We start from the raw sequence: 17,348 nt of genomic DNA on the forward strand, positions 1-17,348 counted from the left end.
GTGGCCGCAAACGCACGGAGGCGGCCCGCCGGCAGGCACATGACCTTGCAGGAACTCAAAACTGCCCCCTATTTCCATTTTGAGATTTCACTTTCGCCGAGAACCGGAACGAGGAGCCCATGAGACTCAAGATCGAGCGCATGACCTACGGCGCAGACGCAATCGCCCACACTGAAGAGGGCAAGACGGTCTTCGTCTCGGGCGCCGTTGCCGGAGACGTCGTGGAAGCCGAGCTTGTGAGCGACGGCAAGTCCTTCTCACGCGTGAAGGTCACGGAGGTCATCGAGGCCTCCCCGGACCGCGTCGCACCTGCCTGGCCGTTTGCGAGCATCCTCGGCTGCACCCCCTGGGCGGCCATGGCCTATCCCGCCCAGCTCACCGCCAAGCGGACCAACGTGGTCGACGCCCTGACCCGCGTGGGCCACCTCGCCGATGCCGAGGACCTCGTGACCCCCTGCGACGCCCCCGGCAAGCCCTGGGGCTACCGCAACAAGGCCGAGCTCGCCTTTATGCGCGAGGGCCGTAAAGCCACGCTCGGCATGTACGCCCAAGACGGCACGACGGTGGTGCGCGTGGAGGAATTCCCCCTGCTCGACCTCCCCAAGAAGGGGCGCGACGCCAAGCTCATCAAGAACGTATCCGGCGCCCTCTCCTACCTCGCCGGCTCCCACGAGCTCGAGATCGAGCGCGTGGGCATCCGCCGCTCGAGCCGCACCGGCGACCTGGAGGTTGCCATCTGGACGCCCACCGGCGCCTTCCCGCGCGCCCAGGCGCGTCGCGTGCTCGACGCCGTGCATGCGAGCTCGATCGTACGCGTGATGACCAAGGGTCCCGCCAAGGCGCGCAAGGTTGCCGGCGTGGAACGGCTCACGGGCGCCGGCAGCTGGTCTGAGAAGATTGCCGGCGGCACCATGCGCCTCTCAGCCCCGAGCTTCTTCCAGGTGAACACCGCAGGGGCGGAGCGCCTCGTGGAACTCGTTCTCGAGGCGCTGGAGCCGCGCGAGGAAGACGTCGCCATGGACCTCTACTCCGGCGCCGGCACCTTCACGCTGCCGCTCGCCCGCCGCTGCGACTTCGTGGACGCTGTGGAGTCCTACGGCCCCGCCGTGCGCGACCTGCGCCGAAACCTCGAAGAGGCCCGCCTGGACAACGTGGATGCCGTGGGCGGCGATGCCGGCCGCGAGTTCCCGGACGACGAGGCGGACATCATCGTGGTGGACCCGCCGCGTGCCGGCCTTGCCGAGGACGTGGTGCGTCAGCTCTCCGAGCAACCAGCGCGCACCATCGCCTACGTGAGCTGCGACCCAGCCACGCTCGCCCGTGACCTCGCCCGCTTCCGCGAGATAGGCGCCTTCGACCCGGTGTCGGTGACGCCCGTGGACCTCTTCCCCCAGACCTTCCACGTGGAGACGGTCACGAAGCTGCAGCGCCGCTAGCCCCAATAATCCCCTGCTCCAAGCCATAGGGTGCCCCACACGGGTACCATAGGGACCGACCCTGTGCAACGCGCCCCCGGGCGCGGCAAGACCAAGGAGGACCCTATGGCAAAGGTAGCCATTCTTCTGGCAGACGGATTCGAGACAATCGAGGCCCTGGCCCCCGCCGACGTCCTGCGGCGCGGCGGCGAGGACGTATCGCTCGTCACCATCAACGACACCCCGCACGTCACCACCGCCCACAAGATCGGCATCGACGCAGACGCCACGCTCGCAACCTATGACTTCTCAGACTGCGACCTCGTGGTGCTGCCCGGCGGCATGCCCGGAACCACCAACCTGCGCGCCAACGAGCGCGTCTGCGAGCTTGCCCGCGAGTTCATGGCGAGCCGCGAGCTGGGCGCCATCTGCGCCGCGCCTTCCATCCTCGCGGAGCTCGGCCTGCTCGAGGGACGCGTCGCTACGTGCTACCCGGGCTGCGAGGGCGCCTTCCCCGAGGACGTTCGCCCCGAGGAGCTGGGCGTCTACACGGACGGTAACCTCGTGACGGCCTCCGGCCCCGCGTTCGCGGTGGACTTTGGCCTGGAGCTCCTCGCCCTGCTCGAGGGTGACGAGGCCGCCGAGCGCGTCGCTGACGGCATGCTTGTCATCGACTAGGGGCGTGCGATGAGCCTGTTCGACCTACCCGCCCTCCTTTCCGCGCGCGAGGGGCGCCTGCTGCTCGCGAGCGGCTCGCCCCGCCGCTCCGAGCTCCTACGCGAGGCGGGCTTCGTGCCCATCGTCGTGCCGCAGGACGTTGACGAGACGCCGCAGCCCGACGAAACCCCCAAGGCGCTCGTCGAGCGCCTGGCGCGTCTCAAGGCCACCTCGGCGCTCGACGACGCTCGCAACGGCGACGTGGTCGTTGCGGCAGACACCACCGTTGCCATCGGCAACGAGGACCTCGGCAAGCCTGCGAGCGATGAGGACGCCAGAAGGATGCTCCGCATGCTCTCGGGCGCCACGCACCACGTCTCCACCGGCGTGTGCCTGGCCGTTGCCGGCAGCACCCCCAGCACCCGTCAGGCCATCTCGTTCGTGGAGACCACGGAGGTCACGTTCTATGACCTCACCGAGCCCGACATCGACGCCTACGTGGCCACCGGCGAGCCGGCGGACAAGGCGGGCGCTTATGGCATCCAGGGCCTGGGGCGCGCGCTCGTGAGTGGCATCGAGGGCGACTACTACAACGTAGTGGGCCTGCCCGTGGCGCGCGTCCTGCGCGAGCTCTCCGGCCTGCTTGCCAAGGAGAGGGAGTAACCATGACCAAGTCGATAGACGGAAACCCCATGCCAGACGGCACGAGGCAGATTGGCGGCAGCACCGCGATGGACAAGGCCGCCAGGGCACAGGCACCCGCGAAGGCCATCTCCGACGTGTCGCAGATTCCCGGCGTGCGCATCGCCCACTACACGGACGAGGAGAACGGCACGGGCTGCACGGTCATCGTGTGCCCCGCCGGCGCAACTGGTGGCGTGGACGTGCGCGGCGGCGCGCCCGCCACACGCGAGACGGACCTCCTGCGCCCCGAGGAGACGGTGGACGTGCTCCACGCCATCGTGCTCTCCGGCGGCAGCGCCTTTGGCCTCGCGGCGTCCTGTGGTGTGGCGGAGGAGCTCGAGCGTCGCGACATCGGCCTCGATGTGCAGGTTGGCAAGGTGCCCATCGTCTCCGCTGCCTGCCTGTTCGACCTCGCCTATGCCAACCCCGCCGTGCGCCCCACGGCCAAGAACGGCGCACATGCGGCCGCGCTCGCCCTGGACGACGCCCCCAGCCCCCTTCCCCGCGGCAACGTGGGCGCCGGCACCGGCTGCACGGTGGGCAAGCTCGGCAGCCCGACCCTTGCCATGAAGGGCGGCCTGGGCACCGACGTGGAGCAGGCGGGTCCGCTCACCTGCGGCGCCATCTCTGCCGTGAACGCCTGCGGCAACGTCTATGACCCGGACACGGGCGAGGCCATCGCCGGTATGCGAGCCCAGGACGGCTCGGGCATCGTGGACGAGTGCGCCCTGGCACTTGGAATGGTGGCCCACATGCCGCTCGACGCCGGCACGCCCGGCGCCGCCCAGCCGCCGGCGCGCACCAACACGACCATTTCGTGCGTCATCACCAACGCCAAGCTCACCAAGGCCCAGGCCACCAAGGTAGCCCAGATGGCGGCGGACGCCTACGCCCACGCCATTCGCCCCACGCACACCACCAACGACGGCGACACCGTCTTCGTGATGGCCACGGGCGAGGTGGAAATGCCGCTCGACGTTGTGGGCATCCTCGCCACCCGCGCCCTCGAGCGCGCCATCGCCGACGGCTGCCGCAGCGCCAAGACCCTCCACGGTGTCCCTGGCGCCGCCTCCCTCTAAGGTGCCATTGGGGACAGACCCTTTCACTAGCTTTCTGAAGGGCTAGGGACATGAGACCGCCATTGGTGGTGGGGCCTCTTGCGAGCTTCCTGAAAGGGTTGGGGACATGAGACCGCCATTGGTGGTGGGGCCTCTTGCGAGCTTCCTGAAAGGGTTGGGGACATGAGACCGCCATTGGTGGCGGAACCTCTTGCAATCCCCCGAAAGGCTCACGTGGCAGGACAAATCGGAGCCGGATAACGGGCGCCAGCGAGGTTTAGCCATCCCAAGATTGGCCATTCAGATGCGCGGCACCTGTAGCAAAATAGGAGCGGTGTTAACGTGCGACATACCGACAGGAGCCACATGTACAAGCTCATAGCCTCGGACATGGACGAGACCTTCCTGGACAAGACCCACCGCATCCCAGCCGCCAACCTCGAGGCGCTTGCCACGCTCAAGCAGCTTGGCGTCCTCTTCGTGCCGAGCTCGGGCCGTGGCTATGACTCGATCATGGACAACTTTGCCGAGATAGACCCGGCGCTCATGGAGGGCTCCTACGTCATCTCCTACAACGGCGGCACCATCAATCGCTTTGGTGACCCCACGCCGCTCACGCGGCATGCCCTCGGCCACGAGATCGCCGATGCCATGTGGCGCCTTGGCGTGGAGCATGGCGTGTGCATGCACGCCTACACGCCGGACGGCCGCGTCCTCGTGCGCGACTGCCCGCCTTCCGAGATGGCCTACCTCTCCAGCCTCAAGCGCGTGGAGACCTATGACGAGCCGACCCTCTCCGCCCTGCCCGAGGTCTCAAAGATGCTCTTCATGAGCGACGACTTCGACTGGGTCCAGACCGGCTGGGCTGACGTCGTGGGCACCCGACTCGAGGAGCTCGGCATGTCAGGCGCCGCGGACATAACGTTCTCCTCCAGACGCTACCTCGAGGTTATTCCCGCGGGCGTCAACAAGGGCACGGGCCTCGTGGAGCTCGCCGGCATACTCGGCGTTCCCGCGGCCGAGACCATCGGCATGGGAGACTCGGCCAATGACCGCGAGATGATCGAGGTGGCGGGCCTGGGCCTGGGCGTGGCCAACGTGACACCCGACGTTCGTCCGAGCTGCGACGCCGTACTCGAGACCACCGGCATGGCAGGCGCGCTTCCCGAGGTCATATCCCACTTCGTGGAGCCTGCGCGGTAACAGTCGCCGCATACGAGCCGGGGCGCCCTAGAAGTGCGGCGCCCCGGCTTACCTGTCGTCTTAGTTGAACTTCACGAGCTTCGACGCTACGCGATAGATGCCCAGCGTGAACTTCTTGCCCACCTTCGTGGGCATGTTGGTGGCAATGCCCACCACGCCCATACGTGCGCGGCGATACATGCGCTTGTCATACGCCTTGAGGTGACGCCACAGCTCCTCGCAGTTGTCCATGGCGTCCGGCGCGTCGCTCATGCGCGAGAAGATGGAGCATGCAGCCATCATGAGGGTAAAGTAGCCCACCATGTAGCTACGCAGCTTGGGGCTCTCGATGTCATCATAGAGGTGGTACGCGTCCATCATGATGCGCGTGATGCGCAGCTGCTGGTCGATGCGACCCACCATGACCTTCTCGTTGACGCTCTGGTCCTCACGCCCAATGAAGTAGCGGTAGAGGTCCACATCGAGGTAGTAAAGGGTCTTGCAGCGCGGCAGCGGCACGTAGGCGTAGATGTTGTCCACGTAGAATGTGTGTGCCGGCATAGGCACGCCGCCGTCGCGAAGGACGTCCGTGCGGTAGCTCAGCGAGTGCATCAGCAGGTTCTGGGCCATGCTGAAGTGGCCGATCTTGTCCCACGTGATGATCTTGTTGCGACGCAGTACGTAGCGGTAGTCGATGACGTTGTGCGTGTTGTCCTCGACGTGCTCGTATACATAGTTGGTAATCACGAGGTCGACGCGCAGGTCGCGATAGAGGAAGCCGCGCAGCGTATCGAGCAGCTTGCGCAGGGCCTCGCCATCGAGCCAGTCATCGGAGTCGACGACCTTGAAGTACGTGCCCTCGGCATTCTCGAGTGCCTTGAGCACCGCCATGCCATGGCCGCCGTTCTCCTGGTGCACGGCCTTGACGATGTTAGGGTAGCGATTCTGCCACTCCAGTGCCTTGGCGAGCGTGTTGTCCTTCGTGGAGCCATCGTCGACGATGACAACCTGGACGTCGTCCGCATAGTAGCTGCCCTCGAGGATCGAGGAGATGCAGTGGTCCATGTAGGCGGCAGAGTTGTAGCACGGAATGCCAAACGTAATGGTCTTGCCCATTGTCACCTTTCCTCCGCGAGGCGCTAGTTGTGTGCCTGAACGAGCTCGTCAGACAGGTCAAGCGCACTCGCCACGACGCCGTCCATGTCGTAGTAGCGATACTCCGCGAGCCTTCCCACCGGGTGGAAGTTGGTGACGCGGCTCACGCGGTCGAGGTAGCGCTGGTAAAGCGCCTTGTTGTCGTCCTCGAGGATCGCGTAGTAGGGAGTCTCCCCGCTCTCGGGCGTATAGGCCTTTGAGTACTCCTTCATGATGGTGGTCTTGCCCGGCACCACCTGGCCGGTCATGTTCTTGAACTCCGTGATGCGCGTGAAGTCCTCGCTCGTGGTGTAGTTCACGGTGCCCACGGGCTGGAACTGGTCCTCATCCAACGTCTCGAAGACCATGTCGAGCGTGCGATACGGCAGCGCGCCCAAATCCAGGCCAAAGAGCTCGTCGAGCGGGCCCGTGTAGACGATCTCGCCGCCGTAGGGCTTGCCGTTGACCTTCGCGTAGTCGCCGTCGATGGTGAGGAAGTCGCGCACGTCAACGTCGAGGAACACGTCGATGAGGTCGTGGTTAAGCAGGCGCTCGAAGAGCTTCGTGTAGCCCTCCGTCGGCATGCCCTGGTGCGCAACACGCGGGAAGTAGCGATCGTCGTCGCCCACGAAGACTGGCACGCGGCCGGTCACGGACGGATCGATCTGGTCGGGTGTCTTGCCCCACTGCTTCATGGTGTAGTGAAGGAAGACGTTCTCGTACACGTAGTCCGCGACCTCCTGGAGGTCCGGGTCGTTCTTCTCGCGCAGCTCGAGGATGGGCACTTTCTTGTTCTCGCCAAAGGTCTCCACGAGCTTCTGGTAGAGGGCCTCGCCGCGTTCCTCGCCAAAGGCAAGACGCAGGCTCTTGTGGTTGAAGGGCACCGGCATGAGCGTGCCGTGGATATTGGCGAGCACCTTGTGCTGGTAGTCCGTCCACTCCGTGAAGCGCGAGAGGAACTGGTGCACGCGGTCGCTCTGGGTGTGGTAGATGTGCGGGCCGTACTTGTGAACGAGAACCCCGGCGTCGTCGGTGTAGTCGTAGGCGTTACCAGCGATGTGGTCGCGACGCTCGAAGACGGCGACGCGAAACCCGCAGGCCTCGGCAAGGCGACGGGCGCAGACCGACCCCGCGTATCCCGCGCCGACGACGAGCATGTCATACGAATCGGCGTTGAAGCCAGCGGGGAGCCCACTTGCGATACCCATACGGATCCTCTCGAATCGCCTGCAGAAGCACACAGAAGGCGCGCACCCACCACTACGTACACAGCGAGGACACGCGCCAGACAAATCTTTTAGGTGATTCTATATCAGCCGAACCTATAATGGCCACAGGGTGAACATAAGCCCTGAAAACGCCAGAAAAGGAGCGAAATGAGCGATTTTTTGCAGCGCATGAAGGACGCCGCCAAGCGCGACGTCAAGACGATCGTCCTTCCCGAGGGCGAGGATCCGCGCACCATCGAGGCCGCTAAGAAGATCGTGGCCGAGGGCCTGGCCAAGCTCGTTATCCTGGGCAACCCGGACGAGATTGACGTCGAGGGCGTCGAGGTCATCGACCCCAGGACCTCCGACAAGCACGAGGCCTACGCGGCCAAGTTCGCCGAGCTCCGCGCCAAGAAGGGCGTCACCATCGAGCAGGCCCGCGAGCAGATGAACGACAACACCTACTTCGGCACCATGATGGTCAAGATGGGCGACGCCGACGGCCTGGTCTCCGGCGCCTGCCACTCCACGGCCAACACTCTCCGTCCGGCCCTGCAGATCCTCAAGACCGCCCCGGGCACCAAGCTGGTCTCCGCCTTCTTCGTCATGTGCACCAAGACGCCGGAGTTTGGCGCGAATGGAACGCTGATCTTTGCCGACAGCGGCCTCAACATCAACCCGACCGCCGAGGAGATGAGCGAGATCGCGCTGTCCTCCGCCGACTCGTTCCGCAACCTTGTGGGCGCCGAGCCCAAGATCGCCATGCTCTCCTACTCGACGAAGGGCTCTGCGGGCGGCGACTCCGCGGCCAAGTCCAAGGAGGCGGCCGAGCTCACCAAGCAGAAGGCCCCCGAGCTCGCCGTCGACGGCGAGCTGCAGCTCGACGCCGCCATCGTTGACACCGTCGCGGCCTCCAAGGCCCCGGGCTCCGACGTTGCCGGCCACGCCAACGTCCTGATGTTCCCCGATCTTGCCGCCGGCAACATCGGCTACAAGCTCGTGCAGCGCTTCGGCGGCGCCGATGCCTACGGCCCGCTGCTCCAGGGCATCGCCCGCCCGGTCAACGACCTGTCGCGCGGCTGCTCTGCCGACGACATCGTGGGCGTCGTCGCCATCACCTGCGCCCAGGCCCAGCAGATGAGCGCGTAGGCCGTCTGCTGTTCTGAGATGCGCCTAGGGCTGTCCGCAGGGTAGCCACAACGGGCGCCCCCACAATACGGGAGCTTCTAACTTCTGACGTAAGCGCCGCCGCCCAACGAGCACAGGGCGGCGGCGCTTCTGGTTTGAGCCCTAGACCGACAAGCTGCGAGGCCATGCGCCTGAATTGGGTGCCTATAGCCATGGCTTAAGCAGTTTTTCGAGGCTATGCCTCGAAATGAACTCCGCGTGTGAAAGCTGGAGTCAGTCCATCCCTTACATAGGGGCAGACTCCGGTATTCGCACGCGGAGTTGTTGCGGAATCGGCCACACTGCCGTCAGCAGCAATTCGAAGAGATCGAGCTCAGGAGCTCGAAGACATCCGACACACCGATGCCGCGCTCGTTGACGTCGGGGCGCCTGATCACGACGACGCCACAGTCAGCCTCGTGGGCCGCCGTGAGCTTCTCGGGAAGACCGCCCGCCGCGCCGGTGTCCTTAGTGAGCAGCCAACGCGCGTCGACCTGACGCAGCATGGCCACGTTGAGGGAGCGCGAGAACGGCCCCTGCATGCAGATGATGTGCTTCGCGGGATACCCGAGCGCAAGCGCGCGCTCCAGACCGGACGCGACGGGTAGGATGCGCACAAACAGGCGCTCCTCATAGTCGCGTACCTGCGTGTATATGGAGAGGTCCTTGCTTCCCGTCGTGAGCAGTACGCCGCCTTCGAGCCCAGAGAGCCGCTCGGCGGCCTCCTGCGCGTCGGCCACCTCGATGACGCGCGGGGCGTCTGCGTCCGCGAGCTCCTCGTCAAGCAAGCTGGGGCGTAGCAGGCGGATGTAGCGCGTGTCCGTGAGTCGGGCCGCGTCGCGCAGGTTGGCGCTCACGATCGTGGCATAGGGATGCGTCGCGTCGACCACCACTTCGAAGTCGGCAAGCGCCACGCGCATCTCGTCGGCGTCGAGCCGACCCTGTCGGACCTCGATGCCCGGCAGGTCGCAGATAAGCTCAGCACCATACTCGGTCGCCACGAACGCCGTTGCCGGCATGCCATGGCGCGAAAGAAGCGCGAGCAGCTCATGCCCCTCCGTTGTCCCTGCAAACACCGCTAGGCGCATCATGCCCGCGTGACCTTGTAGAGCATGGCGTTCATGATGGCCGCCGCGATCGTGGAGCCGCCCTTGCGACCATGGGCGAGGATCGAGGGCATGCCGCTCGCGGCAATCTCGTCCTTGGCCTCGACCACGTTGACGAAGCCCACGGGAACGCCCACCACGAGCAGCGGGTCAAGCTTGCCGGCCTCCACGAGCTCGCGAATGCGCAGCAGCGCCGTGGGGGCGTTGCCGATGGCGAATATGACGGGTCCTTCGAGCTCGCAGGCCTTGTCCATGCTCGCCACGGCGCGCGTGGTCCCGTTGGCCTTCGCGGCCGCGGCCACGTCGGGGTCTGCCATGTAGCACAGGGCGGCGTCGCCAAGCTTCTTGAGCGCCGGCTTCGAGATACCGGCGAGCGCCATGTTCGTGTCCGTGACGATTGTGACGCCGCCTGTGGCCAGCGCCTCCGTCGTCTTGGCCACCACCTCGACACCCGGTCTGAACTCGAGCGTGTCGGCAAAGCTGAAGTCGGCCGTCGTGTGGATGACGCGCTTCACCACGTGCGCGACGGCGGGGTCTACGCTCTTGCCCATCTCGGCGAGCTCCCGCGTGATGGTCTCGAAGCTGCGCGACTCGATGTCGGAAGGGCGTCCGGCAACGTCGCTTGCAAGGCTCTCGTGTGCCATTAGTACTCAACTCCCTCTCGCGCCACGACGCCATGCTCAAACGGATGGCGGACACAGCGCATCTCAGTGATGTAATCGGCCGCGTCGAGCACGAACTCGGGCGGATTTCGACCGGTGATGACCAGCTCGGGCCCCTCCTCGACGCCCGCGGCCAGGGCGAGGGCCTCGCGCGCAAGCTCGGGGCTCGCAAGGTCGGCTCGCAGCGCGGCACAAAGCTCGTCGAGCACGGCCAGCCGCGCGTGGCCGTCCCGCATGAGGCCGATGGCCTCGCGCAGGTTGGCATCGTGCTCCCGACGCGCGGCCTCGCGCTCGGCCGCGCTCATGCGGCTCGTGAACTTGGCGGGCGGCGTCACGTGGAACACGCGCGCGCCCTCACGCTCGAGCATCCCCACCTCGCCGCTCGTGCCATCCTTGAGAAACTGGCAGATTGCAACGGGCCAGTGCCGCCCGAGGGCCCTCAGGGCCAGCCCCATGGCCGAGGTGGTCTTACCCTTGCCGTCGCCACAGTAGACGTGGATCATACGCCCTCCTCCAGGATGCGATAGACCGCCTCCATGTCAAGCGCGCTGCGCAGGCCGTCGGCCAGAAGGTCGAACTGCCGCTCGCGATAGGCCTCGTAGGGCTCGCTCATGGCCGCGACGCCCGGCAGGCCGCGACGGGCGAGCATGAGGTTGACAAGCGCGTCGGCCACCCCATCGGCGTCGAAGAAGCCGTGCAGGTAGGTGCCGAGCACGTTCTGCGAGACGTACCCCACGCAGCGCTGGTCGCCCACCCGCACACGCCCGTCCGTCTCGGCGCCCGGCACGAGGCTCGTGCGGCCCATGTGAATCTCGTAACCCGTGAGGGCGAGGGCGCCAAGCGACGAAAACGCACTCGAGGCCGCGAGGTCGAGGTGGCCGACGCCGTGCGTGAGCGACTTGTCGCCGGCAAACGTGGTCTCGCAGGGAAGCAGGCCCAGACCCTCGGCCTCGCCGCCGCCCTCCACGCCCCGCGGGTCGAGCAGGCGCTGGCCGAGCATCTGATAGCCCCCGCAAACGCCGATGATCAGCGTGCCCGTCTCGGCGAGCGCGCGTACGCAGGTGTCGAGGCCCCGCTCGCGCAGACTCGAGAGATCGGCCATGGTGCTCTTGGTGCCCGGTAGGATTACGAGGTCAGGCCGCCCAAGCTCCCTAGCCTCCTGAACGTAGCGCAGGTTGATGAGGGGGTGGCGCTGAAGCTGGTTGAAGTCCGTGAAGTTAGAGAGCCTCGGCAGGCGCAGCACCGCGACGTCGAGCAGGCCCGAGCCGCCCCGCGAGGCCTCGAGGCGCTGTGAGAGGCTGTCCTCGTCATCGAGGTCGAGCGGCATCACGGGCACGACGCCCAGCACGGGAACGCCGCACAGACGCTCGAGGTCGACGAGGCCAGGCTTGAGGATGCCCACGTCGCCACGGAACTTGTTGACCACGAACCCCTTCACGAGCGAGCGGTCGGCCTCGTCAAGCAGCTCGTAGGTCCCATAGATCTGGGCGAACACACCGCCCGGGTCGATGTTTCCGGCAAGCAGCACGGGAGACTTAACCATGTGGGCAAGACCCATGTTGACGAAGTCGTCCTGGCGCAGGTTGATCTCCGCCGGACTGCCGGCGCCCTCGATGCAGACGATGTCGAACCTCTCCGCGAGGTCGTCATAGGCGTGCTGGATGCCGGCCTTGAGGCGGCCCTTGTAACGGTAGTACTCGGTTGCCTGCATCGTGGCAACGGGCTTGCCCTCGACGATGACCTGGCTGCCGCGGTCGCTCTCGGGCTTGAGCAGCACCGGGTTCATGCCCACCTCGGGCTCGATGCCACATGCCTGGGCCTGCATGACCTGGGCGCGCCCCATCTCGAGGCCGTCTGCGGTGACGCCGGAGTTGAGGGCCATGTTCTGGCTCTTGAACGGGGCGACGGAATAGCCGTCCTGCTTAAAGATGCGACACAGGCCGGCAACGAGCACGCTCTTGCCGGCGTTGGACATGGTCCCCTGGACCATGATCGACCTTGCCCTAGGCATGTGGCGATCCCTCCTCAGGTGACGGGTCTTGGTTGCGTGACGGGTCAGGAGTGCGTGACGATTCCCGGTTGCGCGGCGGGCCTGACTTGCATGATGATTCCCAGTTGCGTGGCAGGTCTTGGTTGGCCCTCAGAGCCCCGAGCGCGTCGCGCAGGATGCGCACGAGTCGGTCGTTGGCGTCGGGCAGGCGAACCGCGACGCGATAGTCACCCTCGTCGAGCCCCTCGTAGGCACGGCAGTCCCGGATGATGACACCGCGCTGGGCCATGGCCTCGTACAGGCCGGCGGGCCCGGAAAAGCAGAGGTAGTTGGCCTCGCCCGGAAGCACGGCAAGGCCAAGCCCCGCAAGCTCCGCCCGCAAGCGCGCGCGCTCCCGGGACACGGCCGAGCGCGTGCGCCTAACCCACGCACCCTCCCCAAGCGCCGCCACGCCGGCGGCCTGTGCCACATTGGAGACGGGCCAGGCCTGGCCGGCGGCACGTACGAGCGCAAGCAGGCGCTCGTTTGAGCTCAGCAGGTAGCCGAGGCGAAGGCCGGGCATGCCGTAGAGCTTCGTGAACGCCGAGAGCACGGCAAGGTTGTCGAGCTCACCGAGGAGGGGCCGCAGCGTGTGAGCGCCCGGGTCGTCCAGAAAACCGTTGAAGCACTCGTCCACAACGAGCACGCACCCCACGTCACGGCAGCGTCGCACGAGGCGCTCAAGTAGTTCCGTGGGAGCTGTCACGCCCGTGGGGTTGTTCGGGTTGCACACAAAGGCCACGTCACACCCTGCAACCGCCTCAAGCAAGCCCGCATCGGGCACGAAGCCCGCCTCACGTGAGAGCGCATAGTGGCGGATGTCACCACAACCCGAGCCACGCAGCGCAAGCTCGTACTCCGAGAACGTGGGCGCAAGCACGAGCGCGCGCCGGGGGCGCAAGGCGGCCGCGAGGCGCCAGATGAGGTCGGCCGCGCCGTTGCCGGGCAGCACCCAGGACGCCTCGAGCGCAAAGTGAGCGCCAAGGGCACGCCTGAGTTCCCGGCTCTCCGGGTCGGGATAGGCCGTCGCCTGCGAGAGCGCCTCGCGAGCGGCGCGCAGGGCTGCGGGGGCCATGCCATAAGGGTTCACGTTGGCAGAGAAGTCGAGAGGGTGCGTTCCAAAGCGCTCCTCGTACTCCGCCACGGCGCCACCGTGGGCCGTGAGCGGCATCGAGGGACGCAAGGTGTCCGGAGCACCGAACCCGCTCGCACACACGTGCCCAAGCTCCCCGGGGACCACCTCGGCGCCGCCAAGCGCACCGGAGGCGTGAAGCGCCTCCAGCACGCGCGCGTCGGGGGAGCCTATGACTGATCCTGTTGTCACGTCACACCTCACATGCGTCCGAGGGCAAGGAGCACGGCCATGCGCGCGCAGGCGCAGGCCACGAGGGCGAGCGCGCAGGCCACGTACATGAGCCGGGCGGCGCGCCTGATGTCATCGGGCTCGATGGGCCGCGTGTCCGTGCCCAGCTGTGGCTTGTGGACAACCTTGCCAAAGTAGGTGGCGTCGCCGTTGAGGTGGATGCCCAGGGCACCCGCCATGGCCGACTCGGTCTGGGCGGCGTTGGGGCTCTCCGACTTGTGGCGGTCGGAGCGCCACACCCTGAGGGCCCCCGCGCCGTCGAGGCCCGCGAGGGGCGCGGCGGCAACGATGCAGACGCCGGCGAAGCGCGCGGGCAGCCAGTTCACCACGTCGTCGGTGAGGGCGGCTGCGCGGCCAAAGTCAAGGTAGCGCTCGTTCTTGTAGCCGATCATGGAGTCCATGGTGTTCACGGCCTTGTAGGCGAGGCCCAGCGGCGCCCCGCCCACGGCGAGGAATACGAGGGGTGCAATGACGCCGTCGCTCGCATTCTCCGCGACCGTCTCGACGGCCGCGCGGGCCACGCCCGCCTCGTCAAGGCGGGCGGTCTCGCGCCCGACCACCATCGAGACCGCCTTGCGGGCGGCTGGCAGGTCGCCGCGCAGCAGCTCGGCACGCACGGCCATGGTCTGGCGCCTGAGCTCGCACGCGGCAAGCGCCTGGTACGACAGCCAGCTCTCCACGGCAAGCCGCAGCCAGGGACTCACGAGCCCGCAGAGCCACAGCACGGCGCTCGTGAGCACGAACGTCGAGATGACGAGAATGGCGACCAGCACCTTGCCAGCCGCGCGCAGGCCGCGCTGCGTGGACGGGAAGGCTGCGCGCAGCCTCGGCTCGAGGGCGCTGATCGCACGCCCCATGAGCACCACCGGGTGCGGCAGCCAGCGCGGGTCGCCGAGCACGGCGTCGAGCACAAAGCCGGTGACGAGGGCGAGTATCGTCGTCATGCCGCCCCACCGCCCCGGCGCTCCTGCCAGAGCGCTGCCGCCCGCACGAGGCGCTCGGCCGGCGCCGTGTCTGCCGGCCAGAAGAGATGCGGATAGCCCGCATAGAGCGTGGCCGTGCTCACGGCCGCGTCCCAGCGCCGGGCGCGCCCGGGCTTCGAGGCCACGAAGGAGTCGCCCTCATGCGTCGAGTGCCAGTAGTGGAACTCGTGGGCGCGCAGGCGCTCGCCCGCCCGCGCGATGAGGCCGTCGCCGCGAGGCTCGAGGTCGATGTAGCCAAAGTGGCGCAGCTTGCCCTCATTGGCGCAGGTCCCCGGCAGGGCACCCACCATGTCCCAGGCCGCGCCGCCGGCATCCTCGAGCGACTCCTGCAGGTACATGAAGCCGCCGCACTCGGCAACGGTCGGGAGCCCCGAGGCAATGGCCTCGCGCAGGGCCGTGCGCATCGCCGCGTTGCCGCTTAGGCGTGCGGCATGGAGCTCGGGGTAGCCGCCGCCCAGGTAGAGCGCGCACGTGCCCTCGGGGAGCGCCTCGTCGGCAAGTGGGCTGAACGCCACGACGCGCGCGCCGAGGTCCTCGAGCAGTCGGAGGTTCTCGGTGTAGTAGAACGAGAATGCGGCGTCGCGCGCGACGGCCACCACGGGCGAGCGGTCCGTCACGGGCTCCACCACAAACGGGGGCTCGGCCATGGCCGGAGCCTCGGTCGCGAGCGCGAGCAGGCGCCCTACGTCGAGCGTCTCGGCAAGCGTGTCGGCCAGGGCGTCCACGCGCGCGGCGAGGTCTGCCACCTCATCGGCGTCGACGAGCCCCAGGTGGCGGCTCTCGAGGGCAAAGCGCTCGTCTGAGGGCACGTAGCCCACGCAGGCCACGCCGCACTCGGCCTCGATCATGGGGGCGAGCACATCGTAGACCGCCTTCGTGCAGCGGTTCAGGATGACGCCCGCCACCTGTGAGGGGGTGCGAAACGTTGCAAACCCCTTCACCTGTGCCGCGAGCGAGACCGAGGCGCCACGGGCGTCGAGCACCAGGACGCACGGCGTGGAGGTGGCGCGCGCCACGTCGTAGCTGCTCGCGCGCGCCCCCTCGCCCAGGATGCCGTCGTAGTAGCCCATGACGCCCTCGAGCACCGCTATGTCGCAACCCTCTGCGTCGCGCGCGATCAGGGAGCGCACGCGTGACTCGTCGCAGAAGAACAGGTCGAGGTTGCCCGTCTGGGCACCGGCCATGCGTCGGTGGAACGTCGGGTCGAGGTAGTCTGGCCCGCACTTGAGCGCAGCCACCGAGAGGCCGCGACGCGCAATCAGCCGCACGAGCCCGCACGTGAGCGTCGTCTTGCCCGAGCCCGATGCGGCGGCGGCGAGCATGAGCCTCGCACAGCTCGTGCTCATGCGCACACCCCCTCTGGGGACCCTTGGCCCTCGAAAGGAACAGCCGAGGCGGCACCCCGCGCTTCCTCGCCAGCCTCAGGCGCGCCCGCGACGCCCTGGGCGCTCACGAGAAACACCGGGTTCTGCGCTCGCATGAGGTGGTAGGGCCCGATCTTGTCGGCGCGCGAGGCCTGGACCTGCGCGGCGTCGAAGCCCTCCCACTCCGCACCCGCGAGCAGCTCGGTGGCATGGGCCAGCGTCTCGAGCGTGATGGCCGAGACGCACACACGCACGCGCGGGTTGGCCGCACGGGCGGCCGCGAGCACCTCGGCGAGCGTGCCGGCCGAGCCGCCCACGAAGACAGCGTCGGGCGCGGGCAGGCCCTCGAGCGCCCGGGGCGCCCTGCCCTCAACCACGTGCAGGTTCGACAGGCCAAAGCGGCGGGCGTTCTCACGCACGAGCTCTGTGGCCTCGGCCTTGCGCTCGACGGCCCAGATGTCGCCGGTGCGCGAGAGCAGCGCGCACTCCACGGAGACCGAGCCTGTGCCGGCGCCCACGTCCCACACGGTGTCGCCGCGCGCGACGCGCAGCTTCGCGACGGCGGCAGCACGCACCTCCTGCTTGGTCATGGGTACCTTGGCGCGCACGAAGAGCTCGTCGGGGATACCCGGCGTGGCCCAGGGCCACCCGGCCTCCACGGCGCCGGTACCGGGGCTCGCAGCCTCCACGAGCATGACCGAGAGGGTGTCGAAAGGCTCTCCCGCGAGCTCTGACGCCGTGGAGCACACCACACGCTGCTCTGGATAGCCCAGTCGCTCCCCCACGCTCACGCGAGCGTCGCCCAGGCCGGCGTCCACGAGCCGCGCGCACAGCTCGCCGACGGACGTGCGCGCGCCGCCCGTCACGAGGAAGAGCTCGCCGCCCTCTCGGGCCTCCGCAGCCACGTCGAGCTCCACGCCGTGTGCGGAGCGGAAGCGCCATCCCTGCCACGGACGCTCGAGAGCCGCGGCGAGGCACTGCATTGAGCTGATGCCCGGGACCGCGCGCACCTCGACGTCGACAAGCGCGTCGCGCAGGCGCGCAGCCAGCCCGCGGGCGCCCGAGAACATGCCCACATCGCCGCTCATAGCCACGACGGCGCGCCGCCAGCTGCCCTCGGACAGCGCCGCCACGATGTCGGCCGAGAGCACGGCCGGCACGCGCCGGGCATGCTCGGCCACCTCAAGCCCCTCGATGAGCCTCGGAGCACCTACTACGATGTCGGCCTCGGCCACCACACGGGCGGCCTCGGCCGTCATGAGCGAAGAGGTGCCCGGGCCCATTCCTGCAATGCACACACGGTGCTCGGGCGCAATCGTCTCGGCCTGCTCCATGG

At 67.6% G+C, this 17,348-nt stretch carries 16 protein-coding genes; 6 read left to right on the plus strand and 10 right to left on the minus strand.

The window, feature by feature from the left end; all coding sequences use genetic code 11:
• Nucleotides 1–119 precede the first annotated feature (119 nt).
• From rlmD to EFAMC2_RS04345, 5 genes are all read left to right on the plus strand, one after another.
• Nucleotides 120–1,436, plus strand: a complete 1,317-nt coding sequence (gene rlmD, locus EFAMC2_RS04325; protein WP_154027435.1) for a 23S rRNA (uracil(1939)-C(5))-methyltransferase RlmD — start codon at nucleotides 120–122, stop codon at nucleotides 1,434–1,436.
• A gap of 105 nt (nucleotides 1,437–1,541) precedes the next feature.
• Nucleotides 1,542–2,093, plus strand: coding sequence for a DJ-1 family glyoxalase III (locus tag EFAMC2_RS04330; RefSeq protein ID WP_154027437.1), 552 nt, complete (start codon nucleotides 1,542–1,544; stop codon nucleotides 2,091–2,093).
• Nucleotides 2,094–2,150: 57 nt separating this feature from the next.
• Nucleotides 2,151–2,735, plus strand: coding sequence for a Maf family protein (locus EFAMC2_RS04335; RefSeq protein ID WP_154027567.1), 585 nt, complete (start codon nucleotides 2,151–2,153; stop codon nucleotides 2,733–2,735).
• Between the two features lie 68 nt (nucleotides 2,736–2,803).
• Nucleotides 2,804–3,835 (plus strand): P1 family peptidase, encoded by a 1,032-nt coding sequence (locus tag EFAMC2_RS04340; RefSeq protein ID WP_154027569.1) that lies wholly within the window; start codon nucleotides 2,804–2,806, stop codon nucleotides 3,833–3,835.
• 345 nt (nucleotides 3,836–4,180) lie between these two features.
• The gene (locus tag EFAMC2_RS04345) at nucleotides 4,181–5,017 is read left to right on the plus strand and encodes an HAD-IIB family hydrolase (RefSeq protein WP_154027439.1); all 837 of its coding nucleotides are present in this window, start codon (nucleotides 4,181–4,183) and stop codon (nucleotides 5,015–5,017) included.
• Nucleotides 5,018–5,077: 60 nt separating this feature from the next.
• Here EFAMC2_RS04345 and EFAMC2_RS04350 read toward each other — a convergent pair whose 3' ends face one another.
• Together EFAMC2_RS04350 and glf are read right to left on the minus strand one after the other, a co-directional pair.
• Entirely contained in the window at nucleotides 5,078–6,112 is a 1,035-nt protein-coding gene (locus tag EFAMC2_RS04350; protein ID WP_154027441.1) for a glycosyltransferase family 2 protein, read from the minus strand.
• Between the two features lie 23 nt (nucleotides 6,113–6,135).
• Complete coding sequence (glf, locus tag EFAMC2_RS04355) at nucleotides 6,136–7,338, minus strand: UDP-galactopyranose mutase (protein WP_154027443.1); 1,203 nt, start codon at nucleotides 7,336–7,338, stop codon at nucleotides 6,136–6,138.
• Between the two features lie 168 nt (nucleotides 7,339–7,506).
• Between glf and pta the strand changes: the two genes are divergently transcribed.
• Nucleotides 7,507–8,487: a phosphate acetyltransferase gene (gene pta / locus EFAMC2_RS04360; RefSeq protein ID WP_154027445.1), complete on the plus strand. Its 981-nt coding sequence runs from the start codon at nucleotides 7,507–7,509 to the stop codon at nucleotides 8,485–8,487.
• A 326-nt stretch (nucleotides 8,488–8,813) separates the two neighbouring features.
• On the opposite strand, the gene cobK is transcribed toward pta, so the two are convergent.
• From cobK to cbiT, 8 genes are read right to left on the minus strand one after another with little or no spacing between them, the layout of a single operon-like run.
• Complete coding sequence (cobK, locus tag EFAMC2_RS04365; protein ID WP_154027447.1) at nucleotides 8,814–9,596, minus strand: precorrin-6A reductase; 783 nt, start codon at nucleotides 9,594–9,596, stop codon at nucleotides 8,814–8,816.
• Nucleotides 9,593–10,255: a precorrin-8X methylmutase gene (locus EFAMC2_RS04370; protein ID WP_154027449.1), complete on the minus strand. Its 663-nt coding sequence runs from the start codon at nucleotides 10,253–10,255 to the stop codon at nucleotides 9,593–9,595. The genes cobK and EFAMC2_RS04370 overlap by 4 nt, the downstream gene beginning before the upstream one ends.
• The gene (locus EFAMC2_RS04375; RefSeq protein ID WP_154027451.1) at nucleotides 10,255–10,776 is read right to left on the minus strand and encodes a cob(I)yrinic acid a,c-diamide adenosyltransferase; all 522 of its coding nucleotides are present in this window, start codon (nucleotides 10,774–10,776) and stop codon (nucleotides 10,255–10,257) included. The genes EFAMC2_RS04370 and EFAMC2_RS04375 overlap by 1 nt, the downstream gene beginning before the upstream one ends.
• Complete coding sequence (locus tag EFAMC2_RS04380) at nucleotides 10,773–12,284, minus strand: cobyric acid synthase (protein ID WP_154027453.1); 1,512 nt, start codon at nucleotides 12,282–12,284, stop codon at nucleotides 10,773–10,775. Before EFAMC2_RS04380 ends, EFAMC2_RS04375 begins: the two co-directional genes overlap by 4 nt.
• On the minus strand, nucleotides 12,277–13,626 hold the full coding sequence (locus EFAMC2_RS04385) for a pyridoxal phosphate-dependent aminotransferase (protein ID WP_222838517.1): 1,350 nt from the start codon (nucleotides 13,624–13,626) through the stop codon (nucleotides 12,277–12,279). Before EFAMC2_RS04385 ends, EFAMC2_RS04380 begins: the two co-directional genes overlap by 8 nt.
• 8 nt (nucleotides 13,627–13,634) lie before the next feature.
• Complete coding sequence (gene cbiB / locus EFAMC2_RS04390; RefSeq protein ID WP_154027455.1) at nucleotides 13,635–14,609, minus strand: adenosylcobinamide-phosphate synthase CbiB; 975 nt, start codon at nucleotides 14,607–14,609, stop codon at nucleotides 13,635–13,637.
• Nucleotides 14,606–15,994, minus strand: a complete 1,389-nt coding sequence (locus EFAMC2_RS04395; protein ID WP_154027457.1) for a cobyrinate a,c-diamide synthase — start codon at nucleotides 15,992–15,994, stop codon at nucleotides 14,606–14,608. The genes cbiB and EFAMC2_RS04395 overlap by 4 nt, the downstream gene beginning before the upstream one ends.
• Complete coding sequence (gene cbiT, locus EFAMC2_RS04400; RefSeq protein ID WP_154027459.1) at nucleotides 15,991–17,346, minus strand: precorrin-6Y C5,15-methyltransferase (decarboxylating) subunit CbiT; 1,356 nt, start codon at nucleotides 17,344–17,346, stop codon at nucleotides 15,991–15,993. Before cbiT ends, EFAMC2_RS04395 begins: the two co-directional genes overlap by 4 nt.
• Nucleotides 17,347–17,348 lie beyond the last annotated feature (2 nt).

The organism is Olsenella uli (assembly GCF_901212655.1).
GTDB classification, from domain to species: domain Bacteria; phylum Actinomycetota; class Coriobacteriia; order Coriobacteriales; family Atopobiaceae; genus Parolsenella; species Parolsenella uli_A.

Coding starts and splice junctions, on each gene's coding strand:
- rlmD (WP_154027435.1), top strand. CDS start 120: ATGAGACTCAAGATCGAGCGCATGACCTACGGCGCAGACGCAATCGCC.
- glf (WP_154027443.1), bottom strand. CDS start 7,338: ATGGGTATCGCAAGTGGGCTCCCCGCTGGCTTCAACGCCGATTCGTAT.
- cbiT (WP_154027459.1), bottom strand. CDS start 17,346: ATGGAGCAGGCCGAGACGATTGCGCCCGAGCACCGTGTGTGCATTGCA.
- EFAMC2_RS04340 (WP_154027569.1), top strand. CDS start 2,804: ATGGACAAGGCCGCCAGGGCACAGGCACCCGCGAAGGCCATCTCCGAC.
- EFAMC2_RS04330 (WP_154027437.1), top strand. CDS start 1,542: ATGGCAAAGGTAGCCATTCTTCTGGCAGACGGATTCGAGACAATCGAG.
- EFAMC2_RS04395 (WP_154027457.1), bottom strand. CDS start 15,994: ATGAGCACGAGCTGTGCGAGGCTCATGCTCGCCGCCGCCGCATCGGGC.
- pta (WP_154027445.1), top strand. CDS start 7,507: ATGAGCGATTTTTTGCAGCGCATGAAGGACGCCGCCAAGCGCGACGTC.
- EFAMC2_RS04345 (WP_154027439.1), top strand. CDS start 4,181: ATGTACAAGCTCATAGCCTCGGACATGGACGAGACCTTCCTGGACAAG.
- cobK (WP_154027447.1), bottom strand. CDS start 9,596: ATGATGCGCCTAGCGGTGTTTGCAGGGACAACGGAGGGGCATGAGCTG.
- EFAMC2_RS04350 (WP_154027441.1), bottom strand. CDS start 6,112: ATGGGCAAGACCATTACGTTTGGCATTCCGTGCTACAACTCTGCCGCC.
- EFAMC2_RS04370 (WP_154027449.1), bottom strand. CDS start 10,255: ATGGCACACGAGAGCCTTGCAAGCGACGTTGCCGGACGCCCTTCCGAC.
- EFAMC2_RS04380 (WP_154027453.1), bottom strand. CDS start 12,284: ATGCCTAGGGCAAGGTCGATCATGGTCCAGGGGACCATGTCCAACGCC.
- cbiB (WP_154027455.1), bottom strand. CDS start 14,609: ATGACGACGATACTCGCCCTCGTCACCGGCTTTGTGCTCGACGCCGTG.
- EFAMC2_RS04375 (WP_154027451.1), bottom strand. CDS start 10,776: ATGATCCACGTCTACTGTGGCGACGGCAAGGGTAAGACCACCTCGGCC.